Below are 15,475 nucleotides of genomic sequence, written 5' to 3'. Positions count from 1 at the left end.
CCTCCTCCCCCGCCGCCCCCGCCGCCGGCTCCCGAGGCTGTGCCGTGCTCGCCGGGTCCGTTCATCGTGTTCTTCGAGTGGAACAAGTCGGACATCACCCCGGAAGCAGCGTCGATCCTCGACAACGCGATCACCCAGTACCAGAGCTGCGGCAATGCCCGCGTGATGGTTGCAGGCTTCACCGACACGTCGGGTACGCCGAAGTACAACATGGGCCTGTCGCAGCGTCGTGCCGACGCGGTGAAGGCTTACATGACGTCGCGTTCGATCCCGGACGGCACGATCACGACCGAAGCGTTCGGCGAAGATCGCAACCACCTGCGCGTTCAGACTGCGGACGGTGTCCGCGAGGTCCAGAACCGTCGCGTGGAAATCACCTACGGTCCGGGCGCTGGCCAGTAAGCCACGCTCAGCCAAGGCTGATTGCAAAAAGAGGGAGGTCGGCGAAAGCCGGCCTCCTTTTTTATATCCAGCATTCGGCCCGGTTCCTCGCCAGGACGTTCCCGGCGCCGAGCTGCCTCAGCCCTGCTGGATCAAGTTTCGATGAAAGATACGGCCAAGCGGTCGATCGTCGGGGACAGTCCCGCCTGCCATTCCCGATCGGTCAGGCCGTTTTTGACGTTCTGGTCCCCAGGATTCACACTTTTTTCGGCACTGTCCAATATGGACAAGTCCTTCACCACGAAGGAACGCCGATGCCACGGGCCGCGCCGGGTTATAAGAATCGCGAAGCGCGCCGGCAGGTCCTGATCCCCTGTCGCATGAAGTCGGTCCGCGGCTGGGGCGATGCGTGCATCCACAATATTTCGTCGCGCGGCATGATGCTGGCCTGCGACGACCCGCTGGAGCCGGGCGAATATGTCGATATCCGGCGCGGTCGCCAGGTGGTGATCGGCCGCGTGATCTGGCGGCGCGACCGCTTCTCGGGCATTCGGACCCAGGATGTGATCAGCGCGGATGTGCTGGTCAACGAACCCCGGCTGGAGGGCCGTCCCGCCCAGCGCGAGGCCGATGGCGACCGGCGCGATCCCCGTCAGAGGCTGGTCAGCGAGATCGATGCGGCCCGGCGCATGGAGCGTAGCCGTTCCATTTCCAGCGCGCTGCAATTCGGGGCGATCGGCCTGTTCGGCCTCGCCGCGGCAGCCACCATCGCGGTGCAGGTCGGTCATATGCTGACCGACCCCACGCAACGGATCAACCAGGCCCTGTCCTCCGCCCGATAGACGTCGGTCGGATCAGCCGCGCTCTTCTTCGGCTAGCGCCGAAACCAGCCATTCTGGCCGCACTGCATCGCCCAGCGCCTCGACGCGGCGATGCTCCACCATCAGTCCCAGCGCGGGATAGGTCGCCCGCGTCCGATCGCCCGGTTCCCCCAAAGGGGCAACGACCAGCCGCCGGTTGACCTTCGATCGATGGTGCATCCGCGCCGTATTTTCCTGGCCGACATAACAGCCCTTGGTGAAGCTGACTCCGTTCAGCTCGCGCGCATTGCACTCCAGCCACAAGGTCTCGCCCGCGCCGAGTTCGCCGACCCCCTCGGTCACGCCCAGCGCCAGCCTATGCGCGGTCCAGCCGCTCGCCGCCTCGCCCGCCGGGGCCAGCCAGCGACGGCCCAGTTCGGCCAAGCGCGGATCGCACGGATGGCCGTCCGTACCCGCGCTCGCCCCAGCACTCCAATGCACCGCCAGCCCCTCGACCGGCTCGATCGTGATCGCCCGTCGCAGCCGGTACATGGCCAGCCGCCGCGCCAGCGCCTCGGCCTGGGATGCTTCCGCATCGATCAGCACCGCCTCGCCCTCGGCCCAGAGGATGAAGTCGAACAGCGCCTTGCCCTGCGGCGTCAGCAGCCCGGCCCAGCGCGGCGCGTCCGGGGTCAGCCCGACGACATCCTGCGTCACCAGGCCTTGCAGGAACCCGCGCACATCCTCGCCCGCCACGCGGATCAGGCGGCGGTCGGTCAGGGTGGTTCCTGGCGTCGGGCTGGGCGTCGTCGTCGGGGTGGTATCGCTCATGCGGTCAAGGTAGGAGGGCGGGACCCTATGCGAAAGGCCCGTTTGTCATGACCTTCGATCTGCTTCTCTCCGGCGGCACCGTCCATACCCCCGGCGGCCCGGTCCGCGCCGATGTCGGTGTGCGCGGCGGTCGGATCGTGGAGATCGGCGCGAAGGGCGATGCGGGGCGTGTGATCGACTGTACCGGGCTCGACATCCTGCCCGGCGTCATCGACACCCAGGTGCATTTCCGCGAGCCCGGCCTGATGCACAAGGAGGACCTGGCATCTGGCAGCCGTGCGGCGGTGATGGGTGGCGTCACCGCCGTGTTCGAAATGCCCAATACCAAGCCGAACACCGATTCGGCCGAGGCGATCACCGACAAGCTGACCCGCGCGAAGACGATGTTCTGCGACCACGCCTTTTACGTGGGCGCGACGAACCACAATGCCCGCGACCTGGCCGAGCTGGAGCGGATGCCGGGCACGGCCGGGGTGAAGATCTTCATGGGCGCCTCGACCGGCGACCTGCTGGTGTCCGAGGATGCGCGGCTGGCCGAAGTGCTCGCCTCGGGCCATCGCCGCGTCGCCATCCATGCCGAGGACGAGGATCGGATGAACGCCCGCGCCGACGAGCGGATCGAGGGCGACCCCGCCTCGCACCCCGTCTGGCGCGACGATGAGAGCGCGCTGCTCGCCACCCGCCGCATCCTGCGTCTGGCGCGTGAGGCGAAGCGCCGCATCCATATCCTGCACGTCACCACGCCTGCCGAGTTGGAATATATCGCCCAGCACAAGGACATCGCGACCTGCGAAGTCACGCCGCAACATCTGACGCTGGCGGGCGAGGAGGCCTATCCACGCCTCGGCACGCTGGCGCAGATGAACCCGCCGATCCGCTCGGGCGCGCATCGCGACGGGCTGTGGCACTGGCTGAACCAGGGTGTGCCCGACGTCATCGGGTCCGACCATGCGCCGCACACGCTGGAGGAAAAGGCCAAGCCCTATCCGGGTAGCCCCAGCGGCATGCCGGGCGTGCAGACGCTGCTGCCGTTGCTGCTCGACCATGCAGCGAACGGCCGCCTGTCGCTTCAGCGGGTGATCGAGCTGACCAGCGCCGGTGCACAGCGCATTTTCGGCATCGTCGGCAAGGGGCGGATCGCGGCCGGCTATGACGCCGACTTCACCATCGTCGACCTGAAGAAGCGCTGGACGATCGAGGATCAGTGGCTCCAGTCCAAGTGCGGCTGGTCGCCCTTCACGGGCATGGAGCTGACCGGCAAGCCGATCGGCACGATCATCCGGGGCGAGGTCGCGATGTGGGAAGATCAGCTCGCCGCCACGCCGACCGGCCAGCCGCTGCGTTTCGAGGCGGTCGATTTCGGATGAGGGCGGTCCGGTGGGTGCGCGACATCCGGGTCTATTGCCCGGTAGCGCCCCAGACGCTGGCGGCGATGATGGCGGGCGATCCTGGCGCGGTGGAGCGGGACGCCACCGCCGCCGTGCTGCTGGGTATCTTGCGCACCCCGCCACTGGGCGATTTTGGGCGTTATCGGGACGTGGTGGAACTGGCGCTCGGTTATGAAGGCTTCCGTCCCGGCGACGGCGCGGTGCCGACACTGGGCACGGTCGGCGAGCCGAGCTGGTCGCCGACCGTCATCCTGACCGCCATCTATGATGCGGACGCGGATGTGGATTCGCTGGCGGACCAGTTGCTGGCGGCGCATCCTTGGGACGTGCCGGTGATCGCGGTCAGCGAGCCCTATCGGTTGCTGGTGCGCGGGTAGGGGGCTGAACGGACGAAGGTCTCAGGCCGGGCTTCCTCGCCCCGCGCATCCGATCAGAACGGCAACCACCGCGCCTTGTGGGTGAAGTTCATATAGCCGACATTGACGCCCGCGCGCCAACCGACCCCCAGCCGCACCGGGATCAGCACGACGTTGCCGCGCCGCAGATAGGTCGCGGCGAACCCGCCGACGAAATAGAGCCGTCCCTCGGCCGCCGGGAAGCGGTGGAACAACTCCTCGGTGTCATACAGATTGTAGACCAGCACGAAGACCTTGTTCGCGTCGCCGCCAATGTCGAAGCCGAGCGACGGCCCGGTCCAATAGACCGGCATCTGCCCCTCGACCTTGTGGGTCATCACGCCCGAGCCGTAACGCAGCCCGACCACGAACGCGCCCGAGGCCTCGCGCCCCGCGATATAGGCGTTGGGGCGGCCCTGTTCCTTCAGGATGCGCTCGATGATGCCCGCCAGCCCTTCGGCACCCTGGCCGAACACGCCTTCGCCCGCCGCGAGCAGGTCGTCACGCTCGAACGTGTCGGCCGCTTGCGTGGTCTGCGTCGCGCGGGTTTCCGGGACGGTCGAGGGGGGCGTCACCGGCGTCTGCTGGGCCGGCGGCGTGGAGGGGATGGTGTCGTCCTGCGCCGGGCTGTTGCGCTGGTCCTGCGGCGTGGTGGCGACGGGCGGGCGCGACGGCTGCGTGCCCAGGTCGCTGTCGATGCCCTGATTGGGATCGATCGTGCGGACCTGCGCGCCTGCGGGCACAGCGGCGATCAGCGCAAGACCACCCAGCAGCGACAGGGTGTGACAGACGATACGCATGACTTTTCAACTCCCCCGGCAGACCGATGACCGACGTTAACCAGCCCGCGCCTTGCAGTGCAATGAATGACGGGACAGGCCCTAGTCGATTTTCCGCATAAAATCCCCTCAAACCCCGGTTGATTGCCTCCCCCGGCCCCGCTATAGCCGCACCTCGCCGCAAGCCGGAGACGTGGGTGAGTGGCTGAAACCAACGCTTTGCTAAAGCGTCGTACGGGAAACCGTACCGAGGGTTCGAATCCCTCCGTCTCCGCCATATCTGTGCCGCGCACGATGTCGATCATCAGCCAGCCGATCGACCAGCTTCCCTTGAAGTCCTGACACCTACGCCGTCTCAACGCCCAACGAGCATGGTCCCGCCACGCTTGCCCGACCCGGTTGGAACGGGCATCGCCTCTAACGCTTGTCAGAGGGCGAGGACATCGCCCGCGCCGTTGAGGATCGTTCATGCCCGTCACCGACATCGCCACCCGCGTCTATAATCATGGCTGGCGGTTGGACCCGGTGGTGCGCAGTTTGCTCGATACCGATTTCTACAAGCTGTTGATGCTGCAGATGATCCGGCAGTTGCACCCGGAGGTGCATGCGACCTTCTCGCTGATCAATCGCAGCCATGCGGTCCGGTTGGCCGAGGTGATGGACGAGGCCGAGTTGCGCGAACAGCTGGACCATGCGCGGTCGCTGCGCTTCACCAAGAAGGAACTGATCTGGCTGGCGGGCAACAGCTTTTACGGCAAGCAGCGGATGTTCTCGCCCGACTTCATCGAATGGCTCGGCCGATTCCAGTTGCCCGACTATGAACTGCGCACCGTCGACGGACAGTTCGAGCTGCATTTCGAGGGCCCTTGGGCCGAGACGACGATGTGGGAAATCCCGGCACTCGCCATCGTCAACGAGCTGCGGTCGCGTGCCGCGCTGAAGGGCAAGGGGCGGTTCGAGCTCGACGTGCTCTATGCCCGCGCCAAGGCCAAGCTGTGGGACAAGGTGGAGCGGTTGCGCGACCTGCCCGATCTGGTCCTCTCCGACTTCGGCACGCGGCGGCGGCATGGCTTTTTGTGGCAGCGCTGGTGTGTCGAGGCGTTGAAGGAAGGGCTGGGGAGCCGCTTCATCGGCTCGTCCAACGTGCTGTTGGCGATGGACAACGACCTGGAGGCGATCGGCACCAACGCGCATGAGCTGCCGATGGTGATGGCCGCGCTGGCGCCCGACGATGCGGGCGTGGCGGCGGCGCCCTATCGGGTGCTGGAGGAGTGGCAGGCGCTCTATGACGGCAACCTGCTGATCGCGCTGCCCGATGCGTTCGGGACCAGCGCTTTCCTTGCCCACGCGCCCGACTGGCTGGCCGACTGGACCGGTTTCCGCCCGGACTCGATGCCGCCGATCGAGGGCGGCGAGCAGATCATCGCCTGGTGGCAGGCGCATGGTCGCGATCCGAAGAGCAAGCTGCTGATCTTTTCCGACGGCATGGACGTCGACAGTATCGAGGCGGTCTATCGCCATTTCCATGGCCGGGTACGGATGAGCTTTGGCTGGGGCACCAATTTGACCAATGATTTCCGGGGCTGCGACCCGGCGGGCGAAGCGGGACTGGAGCCGATCTCGCTGGTCGCCAAGGTCATCAGCGCGAATGGCCGCCCGGCGGTGAAACTCTCCGACAATCCGGCCAAGGCGACTGGCGAGCCGGCGGAGATCGAACGCTATCTGCGCATTTTCGGGCAGGAGGGGCGGCAGGCCAAGCCGGTCATGGTCTGATCGGGCGCGTCCCATCGTCCCGGTCCGGTAGACCTATTCCTCTTGCCAGTCCCCGGCGCGGCTCATAGCGTTGGCCGATCTCGGGGGAGGTAGCATAAGCGTGACGAAGACGATGACGGCGCGACGCCGGGGGATGGGGTTTGCGTTGCTGGCGGGGGTGGCGATCGCCTCTCTGTGCGCCGGAACGGCGGCGGTTGCGGTGGCCAGCGAGACGAAGGCGACAATGCCGACTGTCGCGGTCGAGGCCGTGCCCGACTGGATTCGCGATCGCCCGGTGCCCGCGGCGACCCAGGCGCTGGTCGAGGGCGCGCAGGACGGCACCGCCTATCTGCTCAACGACCAGCAATATCGCGCCCGCGCCGACGGGCATGATGACTGGTTCCGACTGGCGAGCAAGGTGGTCGACCGCAGCGGGCTGGAATCGACCGGCCAGATCACGCTGACCTATAATCCGGCGTTCGAGAGCGTCGGCATCGCCTTTGTCCGCATCGTCCGCGACGGCCAGGTCATCGACCGGACGAAGGATACGCAATTCCGCGTCGTCGAGCGTGAAAGCGACCTGAAGGACGGGATCGTCAGCGGTAGCCTGAAGGTGATCGCGAACGTCCGCGACGTGCGGGTCGGCGACGTGGTCGATTACGCCACCATCGTCCACACCCGCTCGGCGCTGTGGCCGGGCCATTCCTTCCACCAATTCTCGCAGCGTTTCTCCGACCCCTTGGGGATGCGCAGCATCCGGCTGGTCTGGCCGAGCGGCATGACGCCCGCCTTCAAGGCGCTAAATAGCGATATCGCGTTCCAGACGCGGGCGATCGATGGCGGCACCGAATGGGAATGGGTGTCCCGCAACCCCGCCCCGACCAAGGGCGAGAGTAACGTGCCCGCGGGCGCTTTCCAGTGGGGCCGGGTCGATATCTCGACGATGAAGAGCTGGGGCGAGGTCGCCGCCTGGGCGGAGGGGCTGTACAAGGGTGACGAGACCTTGCCCCCCGACTTCGCCGCGCGGCTGGACGCCATTGCCAAGGCATCGCCGGGCGCGGCCGACCGACTGACCGAGGCGTCGCGGCTGGTACAGGACAATATCCGCTATGTCGGCGAGGAGATGGGCGAGGGCTCGTTCGTGCCCCGGCGGCCCGCCACCGTGCTGGCGCGCGGTTATGGCGATTGCAAGGACAAGAGCCTGTTGCTCGCGGTCGCGCTGCGCCGGTTGGGGATCGATGCGGTTCCGGCGCTCGTCTCGACCAGCGCGGGCGACCGGCTGATCGACCGACTGCCCTCGCCGTTGCAGTTCGACCATGTGATCGTGCGCGCCGTGGTGGATGGCCGGGTGATGTGGATCGACCCGACCGGCACCCACCGGGGCGGGCGCGGCACCGCCATCGTCGCCTCCGACCTGGGCTATGCGCTGCCCATCCGCGCCGGTCAGGCTGCGCTGGAGAAGATGGAGGGCTATGGCGATCATGCCGGGCGGATGGACGTGCTCGAACAGTTCGCGGTCGACGAAAAGGGCGCGGTGCCGCTGACCCTGCATGTCGAGACGCGCTATACCGAGGCACGGGCGGACGGGATGCGGGCCAGCTGGTCCACCTCGTCGGCGCGCCGCATCGCGGACAACAATCTGGACTTTTACCGCAAGCGATTCCCCGGCCTGGCCGAGGCCCGCCCGCTGGTCCTGAAGGACGACCGCGACGCCAACACGCTGACCATGGTCGAGGACTATACACTGTCGCGCGAGGCGTTCGACAAGGCGAAGCTGTCGTCCAAGCTCATCACCCGCGCCTATGCGGTGCAGGACATACTGCCCGACCGTCAGGCCAATGCGCGCCGCAACCCACTGGCATTGCCCGATCATGTCGTCACCGACCACGTGATCGAGCTGCGCGCCAAGGGCCGTCCGCTCGACCCGCTGGACGATATCGAGGCCAAGGGCGGGGCGGTGGTGTTCACCCGGCGCAGCACCAAGCTGCCCGACGGGCTGCGCATGGCCTATCATCTGGAAACCGGTCCGCGCGATCAGGTTCCGGCGAGCGAGGCGGAGGGGGTCTATGCCGTCTCCGACACGTTGAAGGACGAGGCGGGGATCGAGTTCTACCTCGAAAAGGCGGTGCCGCCCGCCGAGATGCCCGATGGCCTGGACCGCGCCCTCCTCGCCCAGATTCGCCCGGACATGGAAAAGGTCCAGGCGTTGATGCAGAAACCCGACCAAGCGTCGAAGATCGAGGCGCTGACCCTGGTCACGGGCATGTTGGACCGGTTGCCGCGTCCCTCGCCCACGGCGGGGCTGATCGAGGGGATGAAGGGCGGCCTGCTCGCCGATCTGCGCCGCCCGCAGGCCGCGCTCGCCGCCTTCCAGTCCGCCGCCGCGCAATATGCCGGCAATCCCGAGATGTTCCGGCTGTGGATCGGTTACGAGATCGATCTCGGCACCGGTGACAGCGTGGCCAAGGCGTTTCAGCGGACCCAGGCCGTGCAACCCGCCATCGTCGTCAGCCTGGAGGACCTGTGGGTTCAAGGCGCATTCCAGAAGGTACAGGCGCTGGCGCCCGAGAAGCGCCGGGTGGCGCGTGAGGATATCTGCCTGGCGCTGGCCGGCGCAGGGTGGCAACAGGCGCCGCGAACCGCGTTCGGCGACTCCATGCTGGGTTGTGCGATCTTCGCTCATGCCCGTCGCGGCCATGTGGCGGAGGCGCGTGCCCTGCTCGCCAAGGAGCCGTCGACCAGAACCCTGGTCTCGCTGGCGGCCGAGCGGCGCTATCAGGCCTTCTGGCCGGAGATGGACCGGATGATGGCCGATCATTTCCGCAGCGCGCTGCAGGCCGATGCCAAGCGGGCGACGGCGGCCGCCAAGGCTGCCCCCACCAACTACAAGGTGGTGTCGCAGCAGATACAGGCCCTGCGCGCGCTGGGGCGTTTCGACGAGGCGATCGCGGCGGGCAAGCCGCTCGCCACCGACCGCGCCCGCATCGAGACGGTCGGCTCGGACGGCTTCTGGCTGGTCAACGAATATGCCGCCGCGCTGAGGATGGCGGGACGGCCCGACGACGCGGTCGCGGCACTGGACCTGGTGATCGGGCTGGGCATGGAGCAATATCCCGAACTGGCCTCGATCGCCATCAACCGCGCGGAGATCTTGGGCGCGACGGGCAAGGATCAGGCGGCGCTCGACAGCTTCAACGATCTGGCGACCCAGCATCTCGGTCGGTTGAGCGGCTATGGCCAGGGCTGGGTGTGGGCGGGGCGCGCCTGTCTGCTGCACCGGATGGGGCGGTTGGACGAGGCCAAGGCGGACGAGGCCAAGCTGACCGCCAAGCCCGCCGAGAATTGGGGCGCGGCGACGCGGATCGCGGCCTGTCGCGGCGACGTGAAGGCCACCGCCGATATGCTACTGACCCGGTTGCGTGACGAGGAGGCACGGGACGACGTGTTCGACCAGTTCCTGACCTTCGAGACGGCGGAGGCGCAGACGCCGACGGAGCAGGCGATCCTCCAGACCCTGGCCAAGGCCCGCGCTACGCCCGAGGTGCAGGCGGAATTCGCCAAATATGCGCGGCCGCTGCGCTATGCGGGGACGAGCCAGGGCTGGACGACCTACTGATCCATGGTGGTGGTGATGAACGGTCTGTCATGATAACCTTCTGATCCGGCGGGCGAATGATGCCCGCCGGATCACGGGAGAGGATCATGCGCGACGCCGACCGTCGGACGATCATCGCGGGGCTGGGTGCCGGCCTGGCCGTGGCCGCCAGCACCGCCTGTGCCGCGCCGCGCGGCCGCAAGATCGGCTATGCGATCGTCGGGCTGGGCCGTTATGCCGAGCTGATCATGTCGAAATTCGCCGAGTGCGACCAGTCGCGGCTGGTGGCGCTGGTCAGCGGCACACCGGAGAAGCTGACCCGCTTCGGCGAGAAATATGGTATCCCCGCCAGCCACCGTTATTCCTATGCCGACTTCGATCGCATTCGCGACAACCCGGATGTGGATGTCGTCTATGTGATCCTGCCCAATGCGCTGCATGCCGAATATACGGTGCGCGCGGCCAAGGCGGGCAAGCATGTGATGTGCGAGAAGCCGATGGCGGTCTCCGTCGCGGAATGCCGCACGATGATCGCGGCGTGCCGCGCGGCGGGGCGCAAGCTGATGATCGGATATCGCTCGCGCTTCGAGCCGTACAACCAGCTGGCGATCGACCTGGCGAAGAAGGGTTTCGTCGGGCCGACCCGGATTATCACCGCCGACCATGGCTTCAACGCGCAGCCGAACCAGTGGCGGCTCGACCGCAAATGGTCGGGCGGCGGCTCGTTGATGGATATCGGCATCTACAGCCTGAACGCGACCCGCTATCTGACCGGCGAGGACCCGGTCGAGGTCAGCGCGATCGAGTCCACCGACCGTAGCGACCCGCGCTTTGCCACCGTCGAGGATCGCATCAGCTTCCTGCTGCGCTTCCCATCGGGCATCGAGGCGACCTGCGTGTCGAGTTACAGCTCGAACCACAATATGTACCGCGTCACCGGGACGCAGGGCTGGATCGAACTGGAGCCCGCCACCGCCTATGAGGGCCAGGCGATGCGGATTCGCCGCGACGGCCGGACCGAGGCGCAGTCGGTGCCGGTGCCCAAGGGCCAGCATGCTGGCCAGCTGGACCATTTCGCTGGCTGCATCCTGAACGGCACCGACCCGCTGGTGCCGGGCGAGGAGGGGCTGGCCGATATGCGGGTGATCGAGGCGATCTACCGCTCCGCGCGCGAAGGGCGGCGGATCACGCTGGGGTGAGCGTTCAGTTCATTCCTCCCCTCGCAGGGGAGGTGGCGCGCAAAGCGCGTCGGAGGGGTGTCCCCCTCTCGACAGCGCGACACCCCTCCGTCAGGCCTGACGGCCTGCCACCTCCCCTTGCAGGGGAGGAATCAGGCTGGATTTCGCGAATGTAAGGCCGCCGTCATCTTCGCCGGTTCCCGCTGCTGATAGGCTCGTGTCCGCAAGCTGGCATGGGGATGGTGGCGCCGATGATCGGGATGTGGGGCAAGGCGGCATTCTGGGCTGGCCTGATGAGCGGGGCGGCGACACCCGTCTGGGCGGAGACGTCGTGCAAGGTCGGGCAGATGGCGGCGATCCCCGTCACGATGCAGGGCATGCGCGCGGTGGTCGATACGCGGATCAACGGCAGACCGGCGCCCTTCATCCTCGATAGCGGTGCCTTTTTCAGCAATATCTGGCCCGCCGTCGCGCATGAGTTCGATCTGCCGCAACAGCCTCTGCCGAACGGCATGCGGCTGGGGGGGATCGGCGGCGGCACCGATGCGACGGTCGCCACCGTCCGGCATTTCTCCCTGGCCGGGCTCGATATACCCAATGTCCAGTTCACGGTCGCGGGCAGCGATATCGGCCAGAGCGGGTTGATCGGCCAGAATGTCCTGGGCCTGGCCGATGTCGAATATGATCTGCCCGGCGGCATGGTCCGCCTGTTCAAGCCGATGGGCTGCGGCCGCGCGGCCATGGCCTATTGGACCAAGGGTCAGCCCTTTTTCGAGATTCCCATCGAGACGAAGGAGGCCGCGCACAACCATACGGTCGGCACGGTCGAGCTGGACGGGGCGAAGCTGAACGCGACCTTCGATACTGGCGCGCCGCAGACGGTGATCAGCCTTCGCGGCGCGGCGCGGGCGGGCGTGCATCCGGGCGATCCCGGGGTCGAGGCGGCGGGATGGGAAAGCGGCATGGGCCGCCGCGTCGTCCAGGGCTGGACCGCGAAGTTCAAGCTGCTGAAGATCGGCAATGAGGAACTGCACAATGTGCGCCTCCACTTCGCCGATCTGGGCATGCTCGATACCGACATGCTGCTGGGCGCGGACTTTTTCGTGTCGCATCGCCTCTATGTCTCCAACCTCCAGCACCGCATCTATTTCACCTATAATGGCGGGCGGCTGTTCAACGCGGTCGCCCATGCCGACGCGACCGCCGCCGTCGTCGCGCAGAACGGCACGGATGCCGCCGCACCGACCGATGCGGAAGGGTATAGCCGTCGCGGCGCGATGTACGTGACCCAGCATGACCTGCCGCATGCGATCGACGACTTCACCAAGGCGATCCAGATGGCGCCCCAGGAGCCGCGCTATCCCCGTGAGCGTGCGCTCGCCTATCTGCAGCAGCGGCGGCCGGTGCTGGCGATCGACGATCTCAACACCACGCTGACCCTCGATCCCACTGACACGCACGCGCGGTTGATCCGTGCCGAACTGCGGCTGCGCGCGGGCAATCCGGCGGGGACGATCGCCGATCTCGACCTGCTGAACGGCCAGTTGCCGCGTGAGGCCGCCGCGCGGCTCCAGATGGCGCAGCTTTATTCGGGGGCGGACGCGTTCGATCAGGCGATCGCGCAATATGACGGGTGGATGTCCACCCACCGCGAGGATGCGGCGCGCAGCACCGCGCAAAACGGGCGATGCTGGTCGCGGATGCTGGCGGGCAAGGATCTGGACAAGGCGATGGGCGACTGCAACGCCGCCGTCCACGCGGTCCCGACCAACCCCAGCTTCCTCGACAGCCGCGCCTTCCTCCATCTGCGCCAGAAGGACGACCGCGCCGCGCTCGCCGACTTCAACGCCGCGCTGGCGATCGATCCCAGGCGGCCCTGGGCGCTCTATGGCCGTTCGCTGGCCGAGGAGCATCTGGGCCAGACGACCGAGGCCGCGCATGACCGCGCGCTGGCGACCGCGCTCGACAAGCGGTTGCCGGACAAGATCAGGAAATACGGGATCGGGTGAAGCGATCCTCCCCGCTCGCGGAGAGGTGGCAGCGCACAGCGCTGACGGAGGGGGGCTTTCCCACAGGTCTTCCCTTGGGGAAGCCCCCCTCCACCATCCTGCGGATGGTCCCCCTCCCCGTGCCGGGGAGGAGTGGATTCGTCAGAACGCCTTGGATACGCCGACGAAGAACCCGCGCCGCGGCCCATATTGCGGCGCGCCGACGCCCACGCCGGTTCCGTCGCGGATTTCATATTTGTGGTCGAGCACGTTGATGACATCGAAGCGGATGTCGAGGTTCGGCCCCGCCAGATGGTGGCTCGCGGTCAGATTGAACTGCGCATAGGGCGACAGCTTGGCACCGTTGGGAACGTCGTTCACGTCGTCGTCGCGGCGCAGGCCGGAACCATAGATCATGCTGCCGCCCAGCTTCGTTCCTTCCGCCACCGCATAGGAGATGCCCGCCGATCCGGTGAAGGTCTGGTCGTGATCCAGATAGATGTACCGGTTGGCGATATAGGCCAGGTCGTCGGGCGAGAAGCTGAACTGGCTGGAGACGATGTTGCGCCCCTTCGCCTTGGCGGCGGCGAAGTTGGCATAGGCCAGCACGGGCCCACGCTGATAGCTGACATTGGCCTCGATGCCGCCGATCCGCCCCTGTTTGTAATTGAACGGGGTCAGGATGATCGGCGCGCCGAACTGCCCCTCGTCGATCAGGTTCTTCGAGATGCGGTAATAGGCGTCGATGCCATAGGTGAAGTAACGGCTGAGCTTGGCCTGGAATCCGGCGTCGAAATAATCCTGGCGCTCGGCAAAGGGCACGTCGTTCAGCGGATTGGCGGGATAGGCGCTGGTGCCGACGAACTTGGCGATGCTGGTATTGCCGACCAGCTCGAAGGGCGGCGGCACGAAATAGCGCGAATAGCCCGCGTGCAGCGTATAGGTGTCGTCCGGCTGCCAGACCAGGTTGACGCGCGGCGACACCTGCCCCTCGCGCCGATAGCCATTATACAGGTCGTAGCGCGCGCCGTAGTTCAGCGTCAGCTTGGGGGCGAGCTTCCACTCGTCCTGAAGGTACGCGCTGAAGCTGGTCGCGGTCTTGCCGCCATTGTCGACGATCACGACGGGCTCGCCGGTCTGCGCGCCGTTGCCGTCGACCGGAAAGACGCTGGTGCTGGTATCGCTGGTCGAGCGATCGCGCGTCACCAGCAAACCGCCGCGCAGCGTGTGGGCGGTGCCGACATGATAGACCGCATCGACCTGTCCGCCGATCGCGAAGTCCTGCTTATAGGCCTGCTGCGCCTGGCCGTTATACAGCAGCTCGCCCAGCACGTCGGGGCGATAGCGCAGCGACGAATAGCGCGCGAAGAGCGAGGCCTGGACGGTCAGCGGCTCGGCATCGTGGAGCAGGGCGATCTGGCCGAAGCCGGTCTTTTCCAGCTGCGTCTCGTTCAGCTTTTCGCTGGGGAAGGCGGTCTGACCGCCGACGCTCCACCCGGCGCTCGGCTGCTGGCCGACGGGGTTGGGAATCTGGAACCACTGGTTGGAATAGCCGCCGACGAAGGACAAGCGGTTCTGGTCGTCCAGGATATGGTCGACATAGGCGAAGCCCTGATATTGGTCGGTATCGTCATGCACCGGGTTCGACCGGCCATCGACGCTCTCAATCCCTAAGCCGCTGTGCCGGTAATCGCCCGATACGAAGTAGTTGGTGCTGCCGGACGAGCCGCCATAGGTCAGGCTAGGCTGGATGGTGTTGTGGCTGCCGCCGTAAATGGAGGCGGTGCCGCCATTGTCGAACAGCCCGCTCTTGGTGGTGATGTCGATCACGCCCGCGGTACGCAGGCCGTATTGCGCGGGCAGCGCGCCGGTCAGGATGTTGACCTTGTCGACCAGGCGCGGCGACAGCGTCTGGCCGAACACCGCCAGCCCTTCGGGCAGGATGGTGCCGTTGATGCGATATTGTAGGCCGTTATGATCGTCGCGGACGTGGAACTGGCCGAAGCCGTCCTGCACGATGCCGGGCGCCTGGAGCAGGATCTGGTTGAACTGCTGGTTCTCGCCACCGGGCAGCGCCTTGATCGTCGCGCTGGAGATTTCATAATTGGAGGCGCCCAGGCTGGGCTGAATATGCTCGCGCGCTTCATCCAGCCGCTTGGCGGTCACCACGATATCGCTGCTCTGGCCGGTCGAGGGCTGGTCCGGGTCGGCGGCGGGAATCCCTCGCGTCTGGGCCAGGGCAGGGACGGCCAGCGCTGACGTGGCGACACAGCAGAGAAGGGCATAAAAACGCATGGACAACCCCAAATGATATAACGTCTCCCGAAGGGGCTATCTTGCTGCACTGCGATGCCATGGCAAGCGACCTCAGGCTTCATGGCGCATTTG

Annotated in this window: 11 protein-coding genes and 1 tRNA gene; 9 read left to right on the top strand and 3 right to left on the bottom strand. The window is 66.6% G+C overall.

Translation table 11 applies throughout. From position 1 onward, the window contains the following. Together SSA01S_RS14570 and SSA01S_RS14565 are read left to right on the top strand one after the other, a co-directional pair. On the top strand, positions 1-402 hold a 402-nt coding region (locus SSA01S_RS14570; RefSeq protein ID WP_156477830.1), incomplete at its 5' end, for an OmpA family protein. Positions 403-761: 359 nt separating this feature from the next. Beyond that, on the top strand, positions 762-1,223 hold the full coding sequence (locus SSA01S_RS14565; RefSeq protein WP_153007121.1) for a hypothetical protein: 462 nt from the start codon (positions 762-764) through the stop codon (positions 1,221-1,223). Between the two features lie 12 nt (positions 1,224-1,235). Here the strand turns inward: SSA01S_RS14565 and ygfZ are convergent, their stop codons facing one another. Next, the gene (gene ygfZ, locus SSA01S_RS14560) at positions 1,236-2,012 is read right to left on the bottom strand and encodes a CAF17-like 4Fe-4S cluster assembly/insertion protein YgfZ (protein ID WP_061780939.1); all 777 of its coding nucleotides are present in this window, start codon (positions 2,010-2,012) and stop codon (positions 1,236-1,238) included. 47 nt (positions 2,013-2,059) lie between these two features. Between ygfZ and SSA01S_RS14555 the strand changes: the two genes are divergently transcribed. Beyond that, positions 2,060-3,379 (top strand): dihydroorotase, encoded by a 1,320-nt coding sequence (locus tag SSA01S_RS14555; protein ID WP_061780938.1) that lies wholly within the window; start codon positions 2,060-2,062, stop codon positions 3,377-3,379. After that, complete coding sequence (locus SSA01S_RS14550; RefSeq protein ID WP_061780937.1) at positions 3,376-3,777, top strand: hypothetical protein; 402 nt, start codon at positions 3,376-3,378, stop codon at positions 3,775-3,777. The genes SSA01S_RS14555 and SSA01S_RS14550 overlap by 4 nt, the downstream gene beginning before the upstream one ends. Before the next feature lie 53 nt (positions 3,778-3,830). On the opposite strand, the gene SSA01S_RS14545 is transcribed toward SSA01S_RS14550, so the two are convergent. Beyond that, positions 3,831-4,595, bottom strand: a complete 765-nt coding sequence (locus SSA01S_RS14545; protein ID WP_061780936.1) for an EipA family protein — start codon at positions 4,593-4,595, stop codon at positions 3,831-3,833. A gap of 166 nt (positions 4,596-4,761) precedes the next feature. Between SSA01S_RS14545 and SSA01S_RS14540 the strand changes: the two genes are divergently transcribed. From SSA01S_RS14540 to SSA01S_RS14520, 5 genes are all read left to right on the top strand, one after another. Further along, positions 4,762-4,851 (top strand) — tRNA-Ser (locus tag SSA01S_RS14540). Positions 4,852-5,042: 191 nt separating this feature from the next. After that, a complete protein-coding gene (gene pncB / locus SSA01S_RS14535) occupies positions 5,043-6,347 on the top strand; it encodes a nicotinate phosphoribosyltransferase (protein WP_061780935.1) in 1,305 nt (434 codons plus the stop codon). A 100-nt stretch (positions 6,348-6,447) separates the two neighbouring features. After that, positions 6,448-9,942 carry a DUF3857 domain-containing protein gene (locus SSA01S_RS14530; protein WP_156477829.1) on the top strand — a complete coding sequence of 1,165 codons (3,495 nt, stop codon included), beginning with the start codon at positions 6,448-6,450 and terminating at the stop codon, positions 9,940-9,942. 86 nt (positions 9,943-10,028) lie between these two features. Then, entirely contained in the window at positions 10,029-11,120 is a 1,092-nt protein-coding gene (locus SSA01S_RS14525; protein WP_061780933.1) for a Gfo/Idh/MocA family protein, read from the top strand. A gap of 230 nt (positions 11,121-11,350) precedes the next feature. Then, positions 11,351-13,108 carry an aspartyl protease family protein gene (locus SSA01S_RS14520; RefSeq protein ID WP_082795113.1) on the top strand — a complete coding sequence of 586 codons (1,758 nt, stop codon included), beginning with the start codon at positions 11,351-11,353 and terminating at the stop codon, positions 13,106-13,108. A 141-nt stretch (positions 13,109-13,249) separates the two neighbouring features. Here SSA01S_RS14520 and SSA01S_RS14515 read toward each other — a convergent pair whose 3' ends face one another. After that, positions 13,250-15,382, bottom strand: coding sequence for a TonB-dependent receptor (locus SSA01S_RS14515; RefSeq protein WP_061780931.1), 2,133 nt, complete (start codon positions 15,380-15,382; stop codon positions 13,250-13,252). Positions 15,383-15,475: the final 93 nt, after the last annotated feature.

It is taken from the genome of Sphingomonas sanguinis NBRC 13937, assembly GCF_001591005.1.
Taxonomy (GTDB): Bacteria; Pseudomonadota; Alphaproteobacteria; order Sphingomonadales; family Sphingomonadaceae; genus Sphingomonas; species Sphingomonas sanguinis.
This window is presented reverse-complemented; position numbering and strand designations above follow the sequence as displayed.

Coding starts and splice junctions, on each gene's coding strand:
- SSA01S_RS14565 (WP_153007121.1), top strand. CDS start 762: ATGAAGTCGGTCCGCGGCTGGGGCGATGCGTGCATCCACAATATTTCG.
- ygfZ (WP_061780939.1), bottom strand. CDS start 2,012: ATGAGCGATACCACCCCGACGACGACGCCCAGCCCGACGCCAGGAACC.
- SSA01S_RS14555 (WP_061780938.1), top strand. CDS start 2,060: ATGACCTTCGATCTGCTTCTCTCCGGCGGCACCGTCCATACCCCCGGC.
- SSA01S_RS14550 (WP_061780937.1), top strand. CDS start 3,376: ATGAGGGCGGTCCGGTGGGTGCGCGACATCCGGGTCTATTGCCCGGTA.
- SSA01S_RS14545 (WP_061780936.1), bottom strand. CDS start 4,595: ATGCGTATCGTCTGTCACACCCTGTCGCTGCTGGGTGGTCTTGCGCTG.
- pncB (WP_061780935.1), top strand. CDS start 5,043: ATGCCCGTCACCGACATCGCCACCCGCGTCTATAATCATGGCTGGCGG.
- SSA01S_RS14525 (WP_061780933.1), top strand. CDS start 10,029: ATGCGCGACGCCGACCGTCGGACGATCATCGCGGGGCTGGGTGCCGGC.
- SSA01S_RS14520 (WP_082795113.1), top strand. CDS start 11,351: ATGATCGGGATGTGGGGCAAGGCGGCATTCTGGGCTGGCCTGATGAGC.
- SSA01S_RS14515 (WP_061780931.1), bottom strand. CDS start 15,382: ATGCGTTTTTATGCCCTTCTCTGCTGTGTCGCCACGTCAGCGCTGGCC.